18 protein-coding genes and 1 pseudogene are annotated in these 19,772 nt (G+C 66.4%); 11 read left to right on the top strand and 8 right to left on the bottom strand.

Features of this window, described 5'->3' with window-relative positions; all coding sequences use genetic code 11:
• Nucleotides 1-12 precede the first annotated feature (12 nt).
• Nucleotides 13-1,535, top strand: a pseudogene (locus AU187_RS20740) (class I adenylate-forming enzyme family protein).
• Here AU187_RS20740 and AU187_RS20735 read toward each other — a convergent pair.
• Together AU187_RS20735 and AU187_RS20730 are read right to left on the bottom strand one after the other, a co-directional pair.
• Nucleotides 1,528-1,938, bottom strand: coding sequence for a Zn-ribbon domain-containing OB-fold protein (locus AU187_RS20735; protein ID WP_059100922.1), 411 nt, complete (start codon nt 1,936-1,938; stop codon nt 1,528-1,530). The pseudogene AU187_RS20740 and the gene AU187_RS20735 overlap by 8 nt on opposite strands.
• The gene (locus AU187_RS20730; protein WP_059100921.1) at nt 1,938-3,083 is read right to left on the bottom strand and encodes an acetyl-CoA acetyltransferase; all 1,146 of its coding nucleotides are present in this window, start codon (nt 3,081-3,083) and stop codon (nt 1,938-1,940) included. The genes AU187_RS20735 and AU187_RS20730 overlap by 1 nt, the downstream gene beginning before the upstream one ends.
• Nucleotides 3,084-3,120: 37 nt before the next feature.
• Here AU187_RS20730 and AU187_RS20725 point away from each other — a divergent pair, with 37 nt between their 5' ends.
• From AU187_RS20725 to AU187_RS20710, 4 genes are read left to right on the top strand one after another with little or no spacing between them, the layout of a single operon-like run.
• Nucleotides 3,121-3,951, top strand: a complete 831-nt coding sequence (locus AU187_RS20725; protein WP_172800327.1) for an HpcH/HpaI aldolase family protein — start codon at nt 3,121-3,123, stop codon at nt 3,949-3,951.
• Nucleotides 3,952-3,983: 32 nt separating this feature from the next.
• Nucleotides 3,984-5,099, top strand: coding sequence for a TauD/TfdA family dioxygenase (locus AU187_RS20720; protein ID WP_059100920.1), 1,116 nt, complete (start codon nt 3,984-3,986; stop codon nt 5,097-5,099).
• Entirely contained in the window at nt 5,096-6,169 is a 1,074-nt protein-coding gene (locus tag AU187_RS20715) for a hydroxyacid dehydrogenase (protein WP_059100919.1), read from the top strand. Before AU187_RS20720 ends, AU187_RS20715 begins: the two co-directional genes overlap by 4 nt.
• A 1-nt stretch (nt 6,170) precedes the next feature.
• Nucleotides 6,171-6,995: an enoyl-CoA hydratase/isomerase family protein gene (locus tag AU187_RS20710; RefSeq protein ID WP_059100918.1), complete on the top strand. Its 825-nt coding sequence runs from the start codon at nt 6,171-6,173 to the stop codon at nt 6,993-6,995.
• A gap of 71 nt (nt 6,996-7,066) precedes the next feature.
• On the opposite strand, the gene AU187_RS20705 is transcribed toward AU187_RS20710, so the two are convergent.
• Entirely contained in the window at nt 7,067-8,254 is a 1,188-nt protein-coding gene (locus AU187_RS20705) for an amidohydrolase family protein (RefSeq protein ID WP_059101135.1), read from the bottom strand.
• A 225-nt stretch (nt 8,255-8,479) separates the two neighbouring features.
• On the opposite strand from AU187_RS20705, the gene AU187_RS20700 reads away from it, so the two are divergent.
• Nucleotides 8,480-9,280: a TetR/AcrR family transcriptional regulator gene (locus AU187_RS20700; RefSeq protein ID WP_059101134.1), complete on the top strand. Its 801-nt coding sequence runs from the start codon at nt 8,480-8,482 to the stop codon at nt 9,278-9,280.
• On the opposite strand, the gene AU187_RS20695 is transcribed toward AU187_RS20700, so the two are convergent.
• Nucleotides 9,269-10,429 (bottom strand): acyl-CoA dehydrogenase family protein, encoded by a 1,161-nt coding sequence (locus AU187_RS20695; protein WP_059100917.1) that lies wholly within the window; start codon nt 10,427-10,429, stop codon nt 9,269-9,271. The genes AU187_RS20700 and AU187_RS20695 overlap by 12 nt on opposite strands.
• Nucleotides 10,430-10,531: 102 nt before the next feature.
• On the opposite strand from AU187_RS20695, the gene AU187_RS20690 reads away from it, so the two are divergent.
• On the top strand, nt 10,532-11,542 hold the full coding sequence (locus AU187_RS20690) for an acyl-CoA dehydrogenase family protein (RefSeq protein WP_059100916.1): 1,011 nt from the start codon (nt 10,532-10,534) through the stop codon (nt 11,540-11,542).
• An 89-nt stretch (nt 11,543-11,631) separates the two neighbouring features.
• Here the strand turns inward: AU187_RS20690 and AU187_RS20685 are convergent, their stop codons facing one another.
• Nucleotides 11,632-12,540, bottom strand: a complete 909-nt coding sequence (locus AU187_RS20685) for an enoyl-CoA hydratase (protein WP_059101133.1) — start codon at nt 12,538-12,540, stop codon at nt 11,632-11,634.
• Between the two features lie 95 nt (nt 12,541-12,635).
• Between AU187_RS20685 and AU187_RS20680 the strand changes: the two genes are divergently transcribed.
• The 3 genes from AU187_RS20680 to AU187_RS20670 are packed head-to-tail and all read left to right on the top strand — an operon-like array spanning nt 12,636 to nt 14,756.
• A complete protein-coding gene (locus AU187_RS20680; RefSeq protein WP_059100915.1) occupies nt 12,636-13,760 on the top strand; it encodes an NAD(P)H-dependent amine dehydrogenase family protein in 1,125 nt (374 codons plus the stop codon).
• Entirely contained in the window at nt 13,757-14,443 is a 687-nt protein-coding gene (locus AU187_RS20675) for a nitroreductase family protein (protein ID WP_059100914.1), read from the top strand. Before AU187_RS20680 ends, AU187_RS20675 begins: the two co-directional genes overlap by 4 nt.
• A 46-nt stretch (nt 14,444-14,489) precedes the next feature.
• Nucleotides 14,490-14,756: a YdeI/OmpD-associated family protein gene (locus AU187_RS20670; RefSeq protein WP_059100913.1), complete on the top strand. Its 267-nt coding sequence runs from the start codon at nt 14,490-14,492 to the stop codon at nt 14,754-14,756.
• Here AU187_RS20670 and AU187_RS20665 read toward each other — a convergent pair whose 3' ends face one another.
• Nucleotides 14,757-15,959, bottom strand: coding sequence for an NAD(P)/FAD-dependent oxidoreductase (locus AU187_RS20665; protein WP_059100912.1), 1,203 nt, complete (start codon nt 15,957-15,959; stop codon nt 14,757-14,759).
• Between the two features lie 123 nt (nt 15,960-16,082).
• Entirely contained in the window at nt 16,083-17,054 is a 972-nt protein-coding gene (locus AU187_RS20660) for an enoyl-CoA hydratase/isomerase family protein (protein ID WP_059101132.1), read from the bottom strand.
• Nucleotides 17,055-17,378: 324 nt separating this feature from the next.
• Here AU187_RS20660 and AU187_RS20655 point away from each other — a divergent pair, with 324 nt between their 5' ends.
• Nucleotides 17,379-18,752 carry a hypothetical protein gene (locus AU187_RS20655; RefSeq protein ID WP_059100911.1) on the top strand — a complete coding sequence of 458 codons (1,374 nt, stop codon included), beginning with the start codon at nt 17,379-17,381 and terminating at the stop codon, nt 18,750-18,752.
• Here the strand turns inward: AU187_RS20655 and AU187_RS20650 are convergent.
• Nucleotides 18,749-19,663 carry an NAD(P)H-dependent flavin oxidoreductase gene (locus tag AU187_RS20650; protein ID WP_059100910.1) on the bottom strand — a complete coding sequence of 305 codons (915 nt, stop codon included), beginning with the start codon at nt 19,661-19,663 and terminating at the stop codon, nt 18,749-18,751. The genes AU187_RS20655 and AU187_RS20650 overlap by 4 nt on opposite strands.
• Nucleotides 19,664-19,772: the final 109 nt, after the last annotated feature.

Below are 19,772 nucleotides of genomic sequence, written 5' to 3'. Positions count from 1 at the left end.
CGAGCGGACGGACTGCGGTCGGGGTACCGGGCCGCCGGTTTCTGGTCGGACCAGCCGCTCGACGTCGTACGCCCCACCGCCGAGCGGTATCCGACGCGGCAGGCCCTCGTCACCCGCGCCGGCGAGCTGACCTACGCAGACCTCGATGAACGGGTCGACCGCGCGTCGCGGGCACTCCTGGACGCGGGGGTCGGCGCGGCGACGCCGGTAGTCGTCGTGGTCGGCAACGACATCGGCTCGGTCGTTGCGGTACACGCCGCCACCCGGGTCGACGCGGTGGTTCTGCTCGTGCCGCGCAGCGCCGGGCCGGCGCAGGTCGCCGACATCATCGCGCGGCCGGCGCCGAGTACGGGGTGGCCCCCGGCTGGGCTCCCGCAGGCGAACCGGCGCTGCGTGGCGCATGCCGATGGATCGACATCGCCCGTGCCTCGGGCCCGCCGGCGCCCAGTCGGCCGACGCGGCCCGCCGACGAGCCGTCCTTCGTCCTCTACACCTCAGGCACCACGTCGCGGCCCAAAGGTGTCATCCACTCGCTGAGCACCCTGGCCAAAGCCTCGGCCAACTACATCACCGCGGCCGGCCTCGGCGCCGACGACCGGATCCTCCTCATCAGTCCCCTCGCCTCGGTGACCGGTGTGCTGCAGGCGTTGTTCATCGGGCCGATGCTCGCCGCACCCGTGGTGCTCGAGGACCGCTGGGACCCCGCGGCCACATGCGAGCTGCTGCTGTCCGCCGGGGCGACGTGGTACGGCGGGCCGGACCGGCTGCTCGACCGGCTGCTCGATGAGGCGCTCGCACAGGAAGAGCCGGTGCCGTTGAAGGCGGTGTACCTCGGCGGCACGATGCTCGACCGTCGCGTCGTGGAACGGGTGGAGGACGACTTCGGCATCATCGTGATGCGCGCGTACGGATCGTCGGAGGTACCGGTCAGCACGTCGGGTCTGCGCACCGAGAGCCGGGCGGTCCGGCACGCCGATGACGGTGTGGCACTGGACGATGTCGACGTCCGCGTCGGGTCCGTGGGCGACCCGTCCGAATGCTGCATCAAGGGCCCGCACGCGTTTCTCGGCTACACGGACACCGAGGACGACGCCACCGCGTTCGACGGGGACTGGTTCCGAACCGGCGACGTGGCCGAGGTCAGCGAGAATCGGGTCCGCATCGTCGGACGGCTCAAAGACATCGTCATCCGCAACGGCATGAAGATTCCGACGGCGGAGGTCGAGGAGGCGGTGGCCGCAATACCCGGTGTGCGTGAATGCGCGGCATACTCCGTCGCCGACGCGACCACCGGCGAACGGCTCGCGGTGGCCATGGTTCTGCACGACGGCGTCGAGTTGTCGCTCGCCGATGTGGCCGGCGCGCTGGTCGGGGTGGGGCTGCCGAAATACAAGCTGCCCGAGGAATTGGTGTTCTGGGACGAGCCCCTGCCGCTCAACGCCAACGGCAAGGTGCAACGCAACACGCTCGAGGCGCTATCAGAGGGACGACCGCGAATCCTTGCCGACCGCCTCGCGGAAGATCGAGTCAGGTGATCGGCCGGAAGACCGGTACGACGAAACCGTCGTCGCTCTCGCGGAAGTCGATCTCGAGTTCCATTCCGGCGCACAGGCGGTCGACCGGACAGTCGGCGAGCTGCGTCATCAGCCGCGGGCCTTCCTCGAGGTCGACCATGGCGACGGTGTAGGGCAGCCGCGCATCGAAGGGCGCCGCGTTCTGGTGGATCACGCTCCACGTGTAGAGGCGCGACCGGCCGCTCGCGGGCACAAGCCGTACGTCCTCACTCCAGCAATGCGGACAGAATGGGCGGACGTACAGGGAGTTTCGGCCGCAGGCGCCGCACCGGTTGATCATCAGCGCGCGGTCCTGGACCGCCGCCCACCATGTTTCGCTGTCGGTGTCGATGGTCGGTCGGTCCGGACCGCTGGGCGATACCATCACTGCCTCCCGAGAATCATTGTCGCGCTGTGGCTGAAGAAGCCGCCCATCGCGTGCACACACGCCAGGCGGGCACCGTCGACCTGTCTTTCGCCGCATTCACCGCGCAGTTGCCGAACGGCCTCGACCATCAAGAACATTCCGCGCATACCCGGGTGACACGAGGCCAGGCCACCGCCGTCGGTGTTGGTGGGCAGTGCACCACCCGGGCGCAACGCGCCGGAGCCGATGAAGGGACCGCCCTCGCCTTTGACGCAGAACCCGAGGTCCTCCACCGCGAGCAGCACCGTCGAGGTGAACGAATCGTAGAGCTGACACACGTCGATGTCGGCCGGGGTGACCCCTGCTTGTCCGAACGCGCGTGGACCAGACTGTGCCGCCGGCGATGTCGTGAAGTCGGGCCACTCGCTCATGCTCACGTGCGACGCCGCGTCGGCAGCGCCGAGGATCCAGACCGGTTCCTCGGCGCAGTCCTTCGCCACCCGCTCACTGGCGAGCACCACCGCGCCGCCCCCGTCGGTACGCAGACACACGTGCTTCGACGTGAACGGGTCGGCGAGCATCGGCGCCGCCGCGACGTCGGCGGTAGTGATCCGCTCGCGCTCAAAGGCGTACTCGTTCATGGCCGCCCACTCGTGCGCCGCAACCGCGACCTCGGCCAGTTGATCTTCGGTCGTTCCGTACTCGATCATGTGGCGCCTGGCCGCCATGGCGTACTTGGCGATCAGCGTGGCGCCGTAAGGCGCTTCGAACTGCATGGCACCGCCCGTGCTCAGCGCCGCCGCCGAGGCCCGCACCCGGCGCTTGACATCGGAGCGTGCGGTCGACCCGTACGTGAGCAGTGCCACGTCGATCTCGCCCGCCGCGATCGCCGCCGCGGCGTGCCGCGCCATCACCTCCCATGACGATCCGCCGACGTTGGTGGCGTCGACCCAGGTCGGTCGCAGGCCCAGGTACTCGCTGACCTCGATGGGCGGCAACAACGTCCCGTGACCGCCGAAGCCGTCGATGTCGTCCTTCGTCAGGCCGGCGTCTGCCACGGCGCGTCGTGCGGCCTGTGCCATCAGCGCCATCGCCGTCTTGTCGGGCACCCGCCCGCAATCGGACAGCGCGGCACCGACGACCGCGACCCGGTTTTCGGACATACGTAATGGTTACCACAACGATAACGGCGTTAACGACATGGTGGAATCCTCGTTCTCAGTCGGTTACCGTGGGTGGGTGCCGGGACCGCTACGAGATGCATTGCGTGGCGAGCGCCTGGTGTTGTGTCTCGCACTGCAGAATGCGCGCACGCCCGACGTCCCGGCGGTCGCGGCGGCCTGTGGATACGACGCCGTCTATGTCGACCTGGAGCACACCTCATGCTCACTCGAGACGGCGGAAATGTTGTGTGTAGCCGCGCTCGGCGCAGGCATCCCCGGCCTCGTGCGGGTGCCGTCGCACGACCGCAGCGTCATCGCCCGCGTCCTCGACGCGGGTGCGGTGGGAGTGTTTGTGCCACACGTGAACTCGGCTGAAGAGGCGGCGGCCGTTGTCGATGCCGCGCGGTTCCCGCCCGTCGGCCACCGGTCGATCTCCGGGCCCAACGCGGTGAGCGGATATGCGCCGCGCCCGGCCGCCGAACTCATCGCCGAAGTCGAGCGCCACACGGTGGTGGCGGTGATGATCGAGACCCCCGCCGCGGTCGAGGTGTGCGACCAGATCGCGGCCGTCGACGGTGTGGACATGATCCTGTTGGGGCCCAGCGACCTCACCGCGGAAATGGGTATCCACGGGCAATATGAGAATGAGCATTTCCACCGTGCAGTACACTCGGTCGCAGCGGCCTGTCGTGCACATGGTGTGGCGCTGGGAGTGGCTGGAATCAAGTCCCTTGACCTGCTGGAACGCTTTGCAGGGCTGGGTCTGAGATTCATCTCGGCGGGAACCGACGTCGGGATGATGACCGAGGCCGCCACTGCCCGCGCACACGCTTTGCGTGGGCTCGAAAGTCGCACGGCGCGCCGATAACCGAAAGCCTCGTCACGACAACAGGAGGACGGATGCCCACTGCGATCTACACCGAGCAAGTCACCGACCCGATGGCATGGACCGGCGCCGACTTCACGAGCAAGGAGGACTTTGCCTTCGACCTGTCGTCGCGCAATGTGGCCGCGCTGGAATCCATCCTGGCCAAGACCGCGCACAAAGACCGTGACGACATCACGCCAGAAGATGCCCGGCATCCGGACCTGGACGGCGACCTCGCCCGGCTGTATAGGGACCTGATGTTCGGTAAGGGCCTGGCGTGCGTGCGCGGATTCCCGGTCGAGCAGCACTCCATCGAGGAGCTCGAGCGCATCTACTGGGCGTTCTGCACCCACCTCGGCTACCTCGTGTCGAACAACTCCTTCGGCCATCGCATGGTGCGCGTCCAGGAGGAGGTGCTACCCAACGGAGTCCAGCCCGCCCGCGGCACGAAGTCGAGGGCCGAGCTCGCGATGCACAACGACGCGGCGGACATCCTGTCGCTGCTCTGCGTGTACCCCGCCGCCGACGGTGGCGAGAGCCAGTTCGCTAGTGGGCCTGCCGCGCACAACCGGCTTCTCAACGAGCGGCCCGATTTGCTCCCGGTGCTCTATCAGGGCTTTCCGCATCACCGGCGCAGCGAGCAACCCGACGATCAACCGGACGTGACCCCGTACGACGTACCGGTGTTCTCCCAGATCGACGGTCGGATCTGCATCAACTTCACGTACAGCAGCGTCCTGCCCGCGATGCACACACTCGGTCGCGAGTTCACCCCGGAACAGAACGAGGCCATCGAGTTGCTGCGCAACATCCTCGTCGAACAGCAGGTCGAGTTCAGGCTGGAATCCGGTGAAGCGGCCGTCGCCAACAACTTCGCGATGTGCCACTCGCGGTCGGACTTCGTCAGCAGCACCGATCCGAAGAAGGCACGTTGCTTCCTGCGGGCGTGGATGGAAGTGCCGCGCGAGGACCGCCGCCTGCCCATCGGGCGGGAGTACTTCCACATGGAGAACAAGGACCTGCGGCTGGGCTACGACCCCGTACCAGGGCGCGACGGCACGATCGCACGTAACGACTACAAGAACGTGGACCCCGCGCTGGCCGACATGTTCAAAGCGGCTCAGGCGAAACCCAAAATCAACCGATGACGACCCGGCCGCGGCTGGTCTACGAGAGATGGACCGATCCGGTCGCCGGGGACATCTTGGCGGGCGGTGACGTCGAGGTCGTCAAACTCGATCTCGACGCGCCCGATGAACAAAGTTGGGCGGCACTGGAATCCGCCCACGGGTATCAGGTCGCCACCCGAACCGACGTCGCCGCAATCGCGGACGGTGCGCGGTGGCTGGTCGGACGGGCGCTGGTGGACCGTTGCCGACAGCTACTCGCTGTGTGCTCGGCGGGTGCCGGCTACGACGTGATCGACGTCGAGGCGTGCACGCGCGCCGGGATCGCGGTGTGCAACAACTCCGGCCCCGGTGCCGAGGCGGTGGCCGAACACGCGCTGGGCTTGATGCTCGACCTGGCCAAGAAGATCACCGCGGCCGACCGGGCGCTGCGCAACGGTCAGCTCGGTGACCGGTTGGCGCTGCGCGGCAGCCAACTGCTGGGCAAGACGCTCGGTGTCGTCGGGCTGGGCGCCATCGGTGGTCGGCTCATCCAGTTGTGCACCCCGTTCGGCTTGGAGGTGCTGGCCTTCGATCCGTATGTCGACGAAGCGACGGCCCGCGGAAGGGGAGCGGCCCTGGTCGGACTTGCCGAACTGGTCGAACGGTCGGACTTCGTACAGGTCACCTGTCCGTTGACCGCCGAGACGCGAGGCCTGTTCGGGGCCAAGCAGTTCTCCGCGATGAAGCCGTCGGCATACTTCATCACGACCGCACGCGGCCCAGTGCACGACGAAGCGGCACTCTACGACGCCCTGGTAAGCGGCGAGATCGGCGGAGCGGGACTCGACGTGTTCCACGAGGAGCCGCCGCGGCAGGACAACCCGCTGTTACGGCTCGACAACGTGGTCGCCACGCCGCATGTCGCGGGCATCACCGTCGAAGCGGCTCGCGATATCGCGGTTGCCACCGCCACGCAGTGGCAAGACATCTTCGCCGGGCGGATGCCGCCCCGGCTGCTCAATCCGGAAGTGTGGCCGCGCTACTGCGACCGCTTCCACGAGATCCTGGGCATCCGCCCGACCGCCCGCGACGCCGCAGCAGTGGAGTGAGATGACGAACTACGACACCATCACCTTCGAGGTAGCCGGGCACACCGCCTGTGTGACCCTGAACCGGCCCGAGGTGCTCAACGCGATCAACGACGAGATGATCGCCGAGTTGGCCGAGGTATACGCCGAAATCGAACGCTCAGAGGACATCTGGACCGTCATCGTGACGGGTTCCGGCCGTGCACTGTGCGTCGGGGCGGACGTCAACAAGGCGGCCGACCACGATATGGAGAACGCGCCTGGAATCGACAACCAGGGCGAGCCGGTCCTCAGCTCGATGCGGCAATGGGACGCACCTCAGGAGGCGACGCCACCCTGGCTGCAGATGACCAAGCCGATCATCTGTGCGGTCAACGGCATCGCGTGCGGGGCGGGTATGGATTTGGTCACGACCGCCGACATCACCATCGCGTCCGAACGCGCGACGCTGATGGACCCGCATGTCAGCATCGGCGTCACCTCCGGGCGTGAAGGGGTCAGGCTCGCCCGCATCCTGCCGCTGCCCGTGGCGATGCGGTTGATTCTGATGGGTAAGCACGAAAAGCTCGACGCGCAGCGCGCATACGACCTCGGCGTGTTCACCGAAGTGGTGCCCCATGACACGCTGATGGACCGAGCCTGGCAGATCGCCGAGACCGTGAACTCCAATGCGCCCCTTGCGGTGCGGGGTTCGCGAATGGCTGTGCGCAAGGGCCTGACGCTACCGATCTACGAGGCCGAACTTCTCGCCGAGAACTACCGAATGAAGGTGGCGCTCACCAAGGACGCCATCGAGGGCCCGCGCGCATTCCTGGAGAAGCGCAAGCCCGACTGGAAGGCGCGATAACTGCGCGAGCAGACGCAAAGTGGCTCAGACACGCCGCAGAAATGGGAAATTTGCGTCTGCTCGCGGAAAAATTAGGCGAGCCCGAAGAAGTTCTTCGCGTTGGTGGACAACACCTTCCGCTTGGTCTCTTCGTCCAGCCCCTCGGTGGCCTTGTTGGCGACGTCCATGCTGTGCGGCCAGTTGGTGTCGTTGTGCGGGTAGTCGGTCTCGAACATGAGCTGGTCCTCGCCGACGAGATCGAGGATGCGGAATGCGACCGGGTCACCGAACGTCGAGAACCACACCCGACCGGGCACTTGGGTGCTCGGCGGTTCGGTCAGCAACGGGTGGATGCCGCCCCACGCCCTCCGGTCCTCCCACACCTCGTCAACGCGCTGCAGGTAGTAGGGGATCCAACCCGCCTGCGCCTCGGCGAATGCGATCTTGAGCTTGGGGAACTGCTTGAGCTTCGCCGAGAACAGCCAGTCGACAAGGGCGATTGTGCAGTTGACCGCCATCAGGGCGCTGGTGACGACGTGCGGGGAGTCGGGTGAGGACTTCGTCAGCGACGAACTCGACCCGATGTGCAGCATGATGCCGACGTCGTTGCGCTCGCAGGCGGCGAAGAACGGGTCCCAATAGCCGCTGTGGATGGACGGCAGGTCCAGCCGGGCCGGCAGTTCCGAGAAGCACACGGCGGGCATGCCCTTGGCGGCAACCCGTTCGACCTCCTTGACGGCCAGTTCGACATCCCAGAGCGGAATGATGCCGAGCGGAATGAGCCGGCCGTCCGAGCTGCCGCCCCACTCGTCGATCTGGAAGTCGTTGTAGGCCTGCACACAGAGCAGGGCGAGGTCCTTGTCCCTGGCGTACAGGAAGCGCTGGCCGCAGAACCGGACCAGGGTGTTTGGGAAGCAGGCCGACGCCCCGATACCGGCGATGTCCATGTCCGCGAGCCGGTCCGCAGGGCGGTAGCAGCCCGGCCGCATCTCGTCGTAGGTGATCGGATCGGTGGTGAGCTCGTCGAGGTCGTATCCGGCAGCGGCGCTGATGAGTGGGATCGGGATGATCGAATCCTCGTAGTGCCAGATGTCGGCGTCGCGGCCCTCCTCGTCCTCGATGAACGCGACGTCGGAGGTGACCGTCGGATCCATCCGTCCACGGTGTCGGACGATCCGCGGTCCGGTGTCCCTGTAGCGCTCGGGTAACCGGCTGGTCCACAGGTCGGCGGGCTCGACCAGGTGGTCGTCCGGGGAGACGATCAGGATGTCTGTGCTCAACACTGCACTCCTTCGGGAACGGCTTGCGACCCAATCGCGAAACAAACGTTTCCGCAATCGAGAATCAGTGTTTTCACAGTACCGCATGGAGTCCTGCCGGCGGGTTGGGATGCGATTGCATCGCCGGTCGGGTTGGTGCTGACGGCGCCGCCGCGGGCCCACGGCAACATGCACGTGTCGGTAGATGACGGAGATCAAGCTGGGAACGAGTATTCTCAAGACATCATGACTGCTAAGAAGCGCACCGCCCGCGACTCAGACGCCGAGCTGGAACTCGTCGACGTCGATACCGACTTCGAGATGCCGAGCAGCTGGCAAGAACGAACCATCGAGCGGCGACTCAGCCAAGCACGGGCGCGTGCGCTCGCTCGCAGCTCGAGGTTTTTGGCCACGGCGCTCGAACTGGTCGAGGAATCCGGTCGCGCCGACTTCACGATCCAGACGCTCATCGATCGCTCGAATCTGAGCCTGCGTGCCTTCTACCAGCATTTCGCGGGGAAGGAAGAACTGTTGTTGGCGCTTTACGAGAACGCGACCAGCCAGTTCATCGAGGGCATCCGGCACGAGGTCTCAGCGGCCGCCGCCGACGGACCGATGGCACAGCTCGAAGCGTTCTGCCGGGGGTTCCTGTCTCGCGCCGAGTCCTCGGAAAAGGTCGGTGGCCGCGTCATGACGATCTACAACCTCAGCTTGGAAATCGAACGGCCCGCCGACTTCGCGAAGATCTGGGAGCCGCACCAGAAGCTGTTGACCAAGATTTTGACATCGTGTTCTCGCGCCGGCCTGGTCCGCAAGGACATGACTCCCGCGCAGTTGACCACGCTGTTGAACTCGACGCTCATCGCGCTCGCGCAGATCGGCGTGTTCCACCTGGGCGTCAAGGGTGCCCAATTGTCGGAGGACCAGCTGTGGGCATGGTGCCTGCAAGCTCTGACCCCGCCCGCAAGCAGCCCCAGGAAGGCCATCGCCGCCAAGGCCGCACCGCGCAAGCGGGCCGCGCGTAAGCCCAAGGATCTAACGGGGTAGGCCGAGGCCGCGCTGCGCGATGATGGTGCGTTGCACCTCGCTGGTGCCCGCATAGATCGTGGTGCCCAGTGAGAAGCGCAGCAGGTGTTCGAAGCGGCCGCGCTCCGGCGCCGTCGGCTCCAAGTAAGACCGCATCGCATCGGGGCCGACGAGTTCGACGATGTCCTGGCTGGCGCGCACGAGCGACTCGGTGGAGAACACCTTCGACATCGGCCCCTCGGCGACTGGAGCTTGGCCATTGTCGGTCATCCACACGCAACGCCGCTGTAGCAGCATCGACACCTCCAGCTCCATCGCGACACGTGCGATCCGCCGTCGCACATCGGATTTCGTGATCGGGAGCGATCCGTCGGCTGACCCGGCCGTCGACGCCCATGCCTCGGCGTGTTCAAGAAGCCGGGCGATATGGGGTCCCCATCCAGACGCATGCTCGTCTTGCAGCGACAGCCCCAGCACCTGCCAACCGCCATCGACATCGCCTATCCGCCACTCGTCGCCGACGCGCACATCGCTGTAGAACGTGATGTTCGTGCGTTCGCCGGACAATGTCCGCACCGCTTGCGCTTCGAAGCCTTCGGAGCGGGTCGGTACGAGAAACATCGTGAGCCCCTTGTGTTTCGGCTTGTCGGGACTCGTACGGGCGAGCAGGAAGACATAGTCGGCGATGTGGCCGTTCGTGGTGAACATCTTGGAGCCGTTGATGACCCAACCGTCACCCTCACGCACCGCCCTGGTGGCGGCCGCGGCGACGTCCGATCCGCATTCCGGTTCGGTGAAGCCGAGCGCGATCGTGATGTCGCCGGCCAGGGCGCCCGGCAGGATGCGCTCCTTCATCGCAGGTGTGCCGATCTCCCGGATGATCGACGCCACCATGCGAGTGGTCTCGGACAGGTATACGGGCGCATCCGAGCGCATAAGTTCCTCGTTCAGTGCCTGTTCTTCCCACACGTTTCGGTCCTGCCCGCCGAACTCGGCGGGCCAACTCGGTGCGAAGTAGCCCTTTTCGACGAGACCTTTGGCGAAGTCGTCGTCGTGCGCGACGCCGCTGCGGTAGATCCGCTCCTCGAAGTCGGCAGTCAGTACCTCGTCGAGATGCCTGCGCACGCTCTCGCGGAAGGCCTCGGTCGCGGTGTCGGACTGAAAGTGCATGAGCAGGAACCAATCTGTCTGAACGGGCCGGCCGGTCGGCGTGAGCGGTAATGCTACTCTCAAAACTGAGAGTAGCCATATTCGCATGTGAGGGGACCTGCGGTGGACCTGAGCCTGTTGGGCGAGCAGCGGCAGCTGGTCGATTCCTTCGCGGCGATGTACTCCCGCGAGTCGACATCTGAGCGGGTGCGGGCCGCCGAGCCCCTGGGATTTGACCCGAAGTTGTGGGAGGCGCTGGTGGAGGCCGGTGCCATCGAGATGGCCGTGGCCGAAAGCGATGGCGGCTGGGGAGCTTCCGAGCTGGAGCTCGCTTTGATCGCCGAGCAATACGGTCGGGCGGTCGCATCGGCTCCCGTCATCGAGACCCAAGTCGCCGCTAGGGTGCTGGCTGCCTGCGGTGCTGGCGAGCTGGTGCGGGAGGCGATGTCGGGCGACAAGCTCGTCAGCTTCGCCCCACGGGTTTACGACGGCGGGGTGTTGGGCCTGGCACCTGGTGGGGCTGTGGCCGATGCGGTGGTGGCGCTGGTCGGCGGCCGTCTCGTCACCGTTGCGACCCGGCACCGCAATCGTGTCGAGAACTTCGGGTCGTTACCGCTGGCGGACGTGGCGATTCACAACGACGCCACGGTCCTCGCCGAGGGTGAGGCCGCCCGCCGCGTGTTCTCCGGCGCCATCGACCTGTGGCTCACCCTGACCGCCGTGGCGCTGGTGGGTGCCGCCGGCAAGGCCGTCGAAATGGGCGTCGACTATGCAAAACAGCGGCACGCGTTCGGCACTCCGATCGGCGCCTTCCAGGCTGTGTCACATCCACTGGCGGACACCGCCACGGCGGTCGACGGTGCGCGGCTGCTGGCCTTCAAGGCGGCATGCGCCTTCGCGGACGAACCGCACCGCGTGACCGAATTGGCCGCAATGGCATTCGCATTCGCCTATGAGACCGCGCGCGATGCCACGCATCGCAGCCTGCACATCCACGGTGGCTACGGCTTCGGAATGGAAGGCGACATCCAGCTGTACTACCGCCGGGTCCGAGGCTGGGCCATGGTGTACGGCGAGCCGGCGGTCGCGCTGGACCGCGTCGCGGATGCCCGCTACGGAGCGGTCGCCGGCTGAACCGACCTTCCTTCGGTGACTGTGGGGGTGATGCACGCCTGCGCGCCCGAATGTGTGACGGTAACCCGCGATCGACGGCGGGCTGGTTGTCACGCGTCGGCGCGCACCTGGTCTTTGACCGACAGCGCGATCGGGGGAGCGGTTCGCCAGTTCGGCACGCCCTGCTCCTCGCCGGCGGTGGCGCGCTTGTCGTCGCGCACCCCGACCCAGTGCGAATGGTTCAGCTGGTGCAGTGTGAAGCAGGACTGCAGCGCGTTGTAGAAGCCCATGTTGTCCACGGACTGGTTCACCGATTCCTTGATGAGTAGGGCCGCCATGGTCGGGACCGTGGCGATGCGCCGAGCCATCTCGAGTGTGCGGTCGGCCAACTCTTCGCGCTTGAAGATCTTGCTCACCATTCCAAGCCGGTAGGCCTCCTCGATGTCGATCGCGTCGCCGGTGAGCATCAGCTCCTTGGTGCGACGCGGACCGAACTCCCACGGATGGCCGAAATACTCCATGCCGCACATCCCCAGCCGGGTCCCGACCACGTCGGCGAAGCGCACCTCCTCACTTCCGACGATCAGGTCGCACGCCCAGATCAGCATCAGGCCCGCCGAGAACACGTCGCCATGCACCTGCGCGATCGTGATCTTGCGCAGGTTGCGCCAGCGCAGGTTGTTCTGGAAGAAGTAATGCCATTCCTGCAGCATGATCTTCTCCGCACCCTCCCGGGTGCCACCGTTGATGGCCGCGGTCGGGTGCTGGCCTGGGCCGGGGGTGAACTCCGCGCGGGCCTGTTTGGAGCCGATGTCGTGGCCGGAGGAGAACATCGGCCCTTCGCCGGCGAGGATGACGACGCGGACGGTGTCGTCGGCTTCGGCTCTGGCGAAGGCCTCGTCGAGTTCGACCAGCATGCCGCGGTTCTGGGCGTTGCGCTGTTCCGGACGGTTCAGCGAGATCCGCACGATCTGGCCGTCGTCGAACGTCTCCCACTTCAAGAACTGGTAATCGGTCATCGGCTCCTCCATCGTCGCGCTCTGTGGTAATGGTGTTATCGGTAGGTGAGAAGGTATGTTCTCACACTTCGAGGCTCAGCCTGGGAAGGGTGTGCATGACAGACAGCCAACGTAACCCGAGGGTCATCCTTTGGGGTCCCGGTCAAGTCGGTGTAGGCGCGCTACGGGCGCTGATCGCGCATCCCGGACTCGACTTGGTGGGCGTCGTCGTGCACGCCGAGGCCAAGGACGGCAAGGACGCCGGCGCACTCTGCGGGATGCCCGATACCGGCGTCGTGGCGAGCCGGGACATCGAGGCTGCATTGGCGCTCGACGCGGACGTCGTGGCCTATTTTGCTTCGGGGGACTACCGCTATCGCGAAGCGGCGCACGACATCGCACGGTGCCTACGAGCCGGGAAGAACGTGGTCACCACGTCGCTGGTGCCGATGTGCTATCCGCCCGCGGCCGACAAGGAGACGGCCGACCTCATTGCGTCAGCGTGCGAGGAAGGCCGCACCAGCTTCTTCAACAGCGGCGTCGACCCCGGGTGGGCGAACGACGTCATCGCGCTGACCATGACCGGATTCAGCAGCCGCGTCGACACGATCACCATGCTCGAGATCCTCGACTACGGTCCGATCAATCAGCCGGACATCATGTTCGACTTCATGGGTTTCGGCCATCCGCCGAACCATAGCGCCCCGCTTTTCGACACCGAGCGGCTCGCGGCGTTGTGGGCGCCGACCGTGCATCTGGTGGCCGACGGCGTCGGCCTGCCGCTCGATCGCGTCGAGACGACCATCGAGAAGTGGCTGGCCACGGAGCGTTACGAGGTCGCCTCGGGATGGATCGAGCCCGGCACGATGGGCGGGATGCGGTTCAAACTGGCGGGCATGGTGGAGAGCGAAGAACGCGTGGTACTCGAGCACATCACCCGGATGGGCGAAGGTTCGGCGCCGGACTGGCCGCGACATCCGTCCCCACATGGGGGATACCGCGTCATCGTCGACGGTCTGCCCACCTACACGATCGACATTGAGATGCACGGTCGCGGAAACAACATGCGCGGCTTGACTTATGCGACGGTGATGCGCGAACTCAATGCCATCCCCGCCGTGCTTGCCGCACCTCCGGGGGCGCTGTCAACACTCGACCTGCCGTTGGTCACCGGACCGGTGCGCGGCGGAACGTGGCAAGGCGTGCTTCGGCGAACCGCCGACAAAGTAGCGCCCGTATGACGGCATCCGACCTCTGGACAGTGATGGCGAGCGCGTCGTCTGTACGCAGATACCGGCAGGACCCAGTGGACGACGCGGTGCTGCAGCGCTGCTTGACCGCGGCGACGTGGGCGCCTTCTGGCGCGAATCAGCAACCCTGGCGGTTCGTCGTCCTGAGATCACCCGAAACACGCGCGGCAGTATCCGAAGGCGCACGCCGGGCATGGGAGGCGATGGTTGCCTTCTACAAGCTCGAAGTCCCGTCGGAAGATGCTGCGGACCCCAAATCGCGGGGCTTGCGAGCTGTATGGGAACACACCCGTGTCGGCGGCGACGCTCCGGTGTGCATCCTGTTCTGCATCAAGCCACAACAGGGGACGGGCGACCTTCAGCAGGGCGCCTCCATCTTTCCCGCGGTGCAGAATTTCTTACTTGCCGCCCGAGCGGTCGGCCTCGGTGCGGCAGTCACCCTGTGGCACGAGTCCTGTGAGTCGGAACTACGCGCGCTGGTCGGCATTCCCGAAGAGTGGCGAATCGCCACGCTGGTCACAGCTGGGTGGCCGCGCGGGAGCCATCACAAAGTACGGCGAAAGCCGGTTGAAGAAGTCGTTGTGGTGGACCAGTGGGATCGCTCCTGGGCGCTCGACATGAGAGTGCGTAACGCCTCCACCAGCGTTGACGAGGCGGGTGCGAAGCGCTCATAGCCGGGCGCCGCGCAAGGGTGCCCTCGTGGCTCGTTATCCTGCCCCCATGGGTAGCTCGCGAGTTTCCGGCGGCGTGGTGCACGAACTGCCGGCGGATCTGCGTAAGGCATTGCTCGGCAACGACACCGCGCTCGCCGCGTGGAACGACATCACGCCGCTGGCGCGCAACGAGTTCATCTGCTGGGTCGAGGACGCCAAGCAAGACAAGACGCGCGAGCGGCGCATCCGTCGCACCCAGGAAGAACTCGAAGAAGGCAAGCGCCGCCCATGCTGTTGGCCGGGCTGCAAACACCGCGAGCGCACCGGCAAATAGTCACTGCTCATAGGCCGGCGCCGACTGCAACTCCGGCGCCGCTGCAGCAAGCAGCGCGTCACGGTCACCGCTCAGCGGGGGATAGATGCGCTCGCCGTTGATGATTCGCTTGGTCGCCTTCGCCGCGGCGCCGGTGCTGACCACCCGGCGGTCCCAGCCCTCCGTGTACACCGCGCCCGCCGGCCCAAGATCGAGAACCGTGACATACCAGGGAATCCGAAGCGCCAACATCGGTTCGCCCAACAGGTCGCTGATCACGTTGTACCCCGCATAGCGACCCATCGGCCTGCCGTGCTGACACGACATCACCGACATGTGCTCGTCATCCATGCGCGCTGCGGCGACGTCGCCTGCAGCGAACACACCGCCGACGCCCACGACCCCCAGATAGTCGTCTACCGGCAGCCGTCCGAACCGGTCGCGCGCCACGCCCAATTGTCCGGTCAGCGGATTGGCCCGCATCCCGGCGCACCAGATCACCGTGGCCGCTTCGACCACTTCACCCGTCGACAGCGTGACGCTTCGCGGTCCGACCTCGAAGACGCGAACCCCGGTTAGCGCTTCAATCTCGTTGTCCGCTAACGCCTTTTCGATCACCGGCCGGGCCGAGTCGCCCATATCCGACCCGACGCGCGGGTTGTGATCGACGAGGAGCACCCGCGGCCTCACCCCGGAGCCGATGGCAGCGGTCAGCATCGCGGGCAACTCGCTGGCGGTTTCGATGCCGGTGAGGCCGGCGCCGACGACGACGGCGGTCGCCGATGCGGCATCCTCCGGTCGGAGACCGCGGATATGGCTCTGCAGCCGTGCTGCCGCGTCGTAAGTGTCGACGTCGAACCCGAACCGGGCCAACCCGGGAATGTCGGGCTTGACGACGCGGCTGCCGGTCGCCAACACCACGCGGTCATAACCGAGGGCAGCACCGTCGGCGGTGCTCACCGTCGCGGTCGACGCATCAATTCCGACCACCTCGGCCGCGATGTGACCGACTCCCACGGGATCCAACAAATCGGACAGCGGGAGCCGGCACTCGCTCAGGTCCGCCTCGTAGTTGCGTACCCGGATGTCGTGATACGGCTGCGGGCTGACGACGGTGACGTCGACCCCAGTGGCTCCGAGTTCGTCGAGTCGCCGCGCCGCTGCCAGCGCCGCCCACAGGCCCGCGAAGCCCGAACCCAGGACGAGGACGCGGGCGCCGGGCATCGCACCATCGTCACGCCCCGCGGTGCCCTGAACAAGTGGCGAGTGTTGGGTTGTCCGACGCTCCGAGCGACAGGACCGGGCGTCAACCCGACAATCGGCGGCCGGGAGAACCGATGGCCGTGTTCAGGGCTTGTTGCGTCCGGACCGGCTCAGCCGCCACTCGGGCGGGTAGTTCTGGTCGTTGTCCTTGACCACGTTGTTGAGCCCCTTTTCGAAGGTGCCCTCGGTGAGGTCGACGTCGTTTTGCTGATCGTTCTGGATGAGCGGCAACATGCCCTCGACCATGCCGGTCAGCAGGCTGCCGAAGTACTCGCCCTTGTGCTGCTTGTAGAGCTCCAGGAAGGTCTTCTGCACCGCGACGGTGTCGGTCGGGCGGGACTTCGAGCAGGCCAACGCGTACTTCTCGGTTTCGGCTTCGAGCCTGTCCCTGGGCACGACGCTGTTGAGAAAGCCGCAGTCATACATCTCCTGCGCGCTGAACGGCCGACCCGTGAACAGCATCTCGGAGAACTTGCGCAGGCCCATCGTCTCGGCCCACCACCACAGCCGCGGTCCCCAGCCGACGTAGCGGAAGGCCGGATGGCCGAACAGCGCGTCGTCGGAAGAGATCACCAGATCAGCGTCGCCCGCCTGATAGAAGTGCCAGCCGTAGCAGTACCCCTTCGCCTCGATGATGCTGATCTTGCGGAGCTCCTGTAGCGGTCGGTTGCCCGCGCGTGCCTTGGCGTAGAAGTCGGTCACCGTCGACAGGTATCGGTAGGAGCCGCCTGGCGGGTACTTGACATCGTCGTCGTTGATCGCGAGTTCGTGCAGCAGGGGCATGCCGGGGTTTTCCAACATGTCGCGTTGCTCGGGGAGGTCTCCGCCGCTGCCGAAATCCTCGCCTTCGCCGCGAATTACCACGACCTTGACATCGTCGTCGACATTGCATTTGTGGATCATGTCGGCGTAGAGCTGGCGCATGCCCATCGTGGTCGAGTTCTGAGCCTCCGGGCGATTGAAGGTGATGTACGCGATCCGGTTCTTGCGATCTTTCTCGAACCGAATGTGCTGTTCGGCTTCCCGCTTCATTTCTTCGTAGTCGTAATCTGGCATGCTCGGCTCCTTCATCTTCACGCGAGTATGCGGCCCGCATAACCGGGCTGCTGAACGCCTGGACCTGACACAGCGACGACGACACGGCGTCATCGATTCCTCGACAGTCTGTCAGCGCGCGACAGCGGTCGGGCTGTTTGTACTGTCCGCTTAGAACGACGACAGTTCCGTGCGGTTCGCGCAGCGGGCAAACTTGATCACCGAGCCGTTCGCCTAGCTCATTGTTAACTCTGTATTGCTGAGCCGCTTTTATGCGACAATCTCCTTCGAGACCCTCCGTACGAGGGCTCTTTTTGGACGGAGGCGGCCATTCCTACGTCACCTTTGCGCATTACGGCGGGTGTCTGCGTACTCGCTGCCGGGCTGTTTTTCAGCGTCGGCGGCGCGATCGCCGCTGCGGACTCCGATTCGGGTGACGGCGCGGGCGGCGGTGGCGCGGGATCCAGCCAGGGCGCCGGCGCGTCCAGTGGAACTGCCGGCGCATCCAGTGGAACTGCCGGAGGCGCCGCAAGCGCGACGAACGCCGAGTCGAAGTCCGATCCGGGCGGAACGCTGAGCAACTCCAACTCGACCACAAAGACCACAAACTCCACCACGCGGCTCTCCACGACCGGGCAGAGCGGATCGTCTGAGGATCAGACCACCACCTCCGCCGGCGTCGACGATGAGCAAGAAGGCACCGAGACCGACGAAAACCTCGAGCCACTCTCGACCGATCCGGAGCCCACCACGTCAGTCGACGTGGAGGAGACCACTGCGGCGGCGCCGAGCACCGAGGCTCCGGTGCCGACAGTGGCCGCGGACGACGCGGCGGATGACTCGTCATCGGTCCCAGCCGCGGCGACGACACCGGCCGCGAATCCGTCCGTGGCCCCGACGGCACCCCCGGCCCCGCCGGTCGGGCAGTCGGCGCCCCTTTCCCAGCCGTTCGGCCCGGTCACCAACATGGTCAACACGTTTGCCGACGTGCTGAACTCGGTACCCGGAACGCTCAGCGCGCTACAGACGTCGAAGACGCCGATCACGGATGCCATCGCATCTGTGCAGGAGATGCTGACGACGGTGGCCGGTGCGATCACCCGGGTGCCCAGTGATTTCGTGGCCATGTTGGGGATGCCCTCCGGAAATCTTCCGGACCGACCGCTGATCGGGAGCAGCGGCGCGCTCAACCCGGTCCGCGCGCACACCCCGGCCGACGCGCCGCTGTTCGGACCGCGTCCGGGGCAGGTACCGCAAGCGGTGGCTCCCGCACCGAGCACCTCGCTGTTCGGCACCATGGCCCCGCAACCGGCGCTGGGGACGGTGGCCGCCACCGGTCTCAGCGAACCGCTGTCGGTTTCGGGCACTGTGCCGCTGACGACCGGCGCCCCATCGGGTGCGCAGTCGATCTTCGAGCACGTCATCGAAGCGGTCCTCGTTCCGGCGTCACTGACGGCGCTGGCGGCGGTCGCGTTGCCGGGCGTCGGCGCCTTGCTCGTGATCGCCGCGGCGGGCGTACGCGTGGGCTACCGGCAAGCCAAAGCAGGTCTGGCGCTGCGCGCCTCGGGTATCGCGCGGTTCGCCGGGCCCGGTCCGCTCGGCGTCGTCCGCTCGGGGACACTTGTCGCTCTGCGCCAGCGCGCCCGGGGACCGCGAACCAAGCGCGCCGTGTGTCCGGACGCGTCGCGGTCGAAGCGCCCGCTCGAACCCGTCGCCTAGGCCCGCGAACCTGCGGCCGCCAACGCGGCTTCGATCTCGGTCCACGTCCGCCGCACTATCTCCTCGACCGGCAACAGGTCGCGGATTCGCGATGAGACCTGACCGGTGTTGGCAACGCTGGCGTCCATATCGCCGTCGAAGTACAACTCGGTGATCTTGTTCAACAGTCGGGCGTTCGGGTCGTGGGCCGCGACCCGCGCGGCCAGCCCCGTGCGCAACACCCGCATCGTCGGGTTGCCCGGAAGGTCGAGCAGCACCGTCCCGGCGTCGTCGGCGGTGACGATCGCATCCTTGAAGTTCGCGTGCACGGCGGATTCGATACTGGCCAGCATCCTCGTCCCCATCTGGACGCCCTCGGCGCCGAGCACCAGCGCGGCCGCGGCCGATCGCGCGTCGCACATTCCGCCCGCCGCGATGATCGGCAGGTCGACGTTCTCGGCGACCAGGGGAAGCAACACCATGGTCGATGCACCGAGCAACGATTTGAATCCGCCGCCTTCGACGCCCTCGACCACCAACGCGTCGACGCCGGCATCGGCGGCCTTCCGAGCGCCCTTGAGTGAACCGACGACATGGACGACCGTCATCCCGGCGTCGTGCAGGCGTTCGGTGAACAACGCCGGATCGCCCGCCGAGGTGAAGACATGCCTCACCCCGGCCGCGGCAAGCGTGTCGACGATCGACGGATCGGCCTTCCAGCCCTGGATCATCAGGTTGGCGGCCACGGGCTTGTCGGTGAGGTCGCGCACCTTGACCAGATCCGCGCGCCCTCCGTCGGTCAGCGTCTCGACCATGCCGAGGCCGCCGGCCTCCGAGACCGCCGCAGCGAGTTCGGCGCGTGCGATGTAGGTCATCGGCGCCTGCACGACGGGAAAGTCGACGCCGAGGAGCGCCTGGATTCGGTTGGCCACGAAGTCATTCTGGGGTCACGCCGACGCCCGGACGAAATCGCCCTGGCGATATTTACATTGAGTGCTCTATGATTTGTCCCGATCGCACCCGAACGTCGGCGCAGCCGGG

Origin of the sequence: Mycobacterium sp. IS-1556 (assembly GCF_001499985.1) — a bacterium.
Taxonomy (GTDB): Bacteria; Actinomycetota; Actinomycetes; order Mycobacteriales; family Mycobacteriaceae; genus Mycobacterium.
The sequence above is the reverse complement of the archived record's forward strand: the minus strand, read 5'-3'. Positions and strand labels throughout refer to the sequence as shown.

Excerpts from the sequence above, each read along its gene's own strand:
- AU187_RS20700 (WP_059101134.1), top strand. The coding sequence starts at position 8,480 with ATGACTGCTAAGAAGCGCACCGCCCGCGACTCAGACGCCGAGCTGGAA.
- AU187_RS20680 (WP_059100915.1), top strand. The coding sequence starts at position 12,636 with ATGACAGACAGCCAACGTAACCCGAGGGTCATCCTTTGGGGTCCCGGT.
- AU187_RS20725 (WP_172800327.1), top strand. The coding sequence starts at position 3,121 with ATGGTGGAATCCTCGTTCTCAGTCGGTTACCGTGGGTGGGTGCCGGGA.
- AU187_RS20695 (WP_059100917.1), bottom strand. The coding sequence starts at position 10,429 with ATGCACTTTCAGTCCGACACCGCGACCGAGGCCTTCCGCGAGAGCGTG.
- AU187_RS20730 (WP_059100921.1), bottom strand. The coding sequence starts at position 3,083 with ATGTCCGAAAACCGGGTCGCGGTCGTCGGTGCCGCGCTGTCCGATTGC.
- AU187_RS20715 (WP_059100919.1), top strand. The coding sequence starts at position 5,096 with ATGACGACCCGGCCGCGGCTGGTCTACGAGAGATGGACCGATCCGGTC.
- AU187_RS20660 (WP_059101132.1), bottom strand. The coding sequence starts at position 17,054 with ATGCCAGATTACGACTACGAAGAAATGAAGCGGGAAGCCGAACAGCAC.
- AU187_RS20675 (WP_059100914.1), top strand. The coding sequence starts at position 13,757 with ATGACGGCATCCGACCTCTGGACAGTGATGGCGAGCGCGTCGTCTGTA.
- AU187_RS20665 (WP_059100912.1), bottom strand. The coding sequence starts at position 15,959 with ATGCCCGGCGCCCGCGTCCTCGTCCTGGGTTCGGGCTTCGCGGGCCTG.
- AU187_RS20710 (WP_059100918.1), top strand. The coding sequence starts at position 6,171 with ATGACGAACTACGACACCATCACCTTCGAGGTAGCCGGGCACACCGCC.
- AU187_RS20735 (WP_059100922.1), bottom strand. The coding sequence starts at position 1,938 with ATGGTATCGCCCAGCGGTCCGGACCGACCGACCATCGACACCGACAGC.
- AU187_RS20685 (WP_059101133.1), bottom strand. The coding sequence starts at position 12,540 with ATGACCGATTACCAGTTCTTGAAGTGGGAGACGTTCGACGACGGCCAG.
- AU187_RS20670 (WP_059100913.1), top strand. The coding sequence starts at position 14,490 with ATGGGTAGCTCGCGAGTTTCCGGCGGCGTGGTGCACGAACTGCCGGCG.
- AU187_RS20720 (WP_059100920.1), top strand. The coding sequence starts at position 3,984 with ATGCCCACTGCGATCTACACCGAGCAAGTCACCGACCCGATGGCATGG.